Genomic DNA, 673 nt, shown 5'->3' on the forward strand with positions numbered 1-673 from the left:
ATAAACGGCTTTTTCATCCAGTATTCATTATAGAACTGTCATACGACTTCATCAACTAATATACCCTATTTTATGTTCATAAACAACAAATGAATTGTCTTATTCCGCAAAATATGACAAAACGTTTAAAACATGTCGTATACATGTTAACAACTCGGCAAAAATAATATACCAATGGTTCACATTTTAAAATAAATAGGCTATAATAAAGACATTAAATTTGATACAAGTGGATACATATATATTTAAAGGAGGCAAGCAGCATGACAGTTGACTTGGCATTACTATTAGGAGTAAGTGTGACATTTGTCGTGTCCATCTTTACAGCAGGCCATGATGCAAAACCGGGAGTAGCTAAAAAGGATCAATAATAAAACCGTCATGTTAAGCATGACGGTTTTATTTATCAGTCCATCCTTATTTTAATCCAGCAAAGTCTTGCTGTCTGAGCGCTTCATAAATAATAATTGCGGCGGTATTTGACAAATTTAATGATCGGACTTTCTCATTCATGTGGATGCGTAAGCACTTATCTTCTTTTCCTTCCAATAAATGCTTTGGAATCCCATCGGTCTCACGTCCAAACACAAAAAACAAATCCTCATCGACCTTACTGTAATCATAATCGGTATAATGCTTTGTACCAAAGTTTTCAATATAATAGTAATTTCCA

Annotated in this window: 1 protein-coding gene; it reads right to left on the bottom strand. The window is 33.6% G+C overall.

The window, feature by feature from the left end; translation table 11 throughout:
- Positions 1-417: 417 nt before the first annotated feature.
- A partial coding sequence (locus AC3G7N_RS21255; RefSeq protein WP_489424129.1) for a tRNA (cytidine(34)-2'-O)-methyltransferase occupies positions 418-673 on the bottom strand: 256 nt, incomplete at its 5' end.

This window comes from Virgibacillus carmonensis (assembly GCF_057836705.1).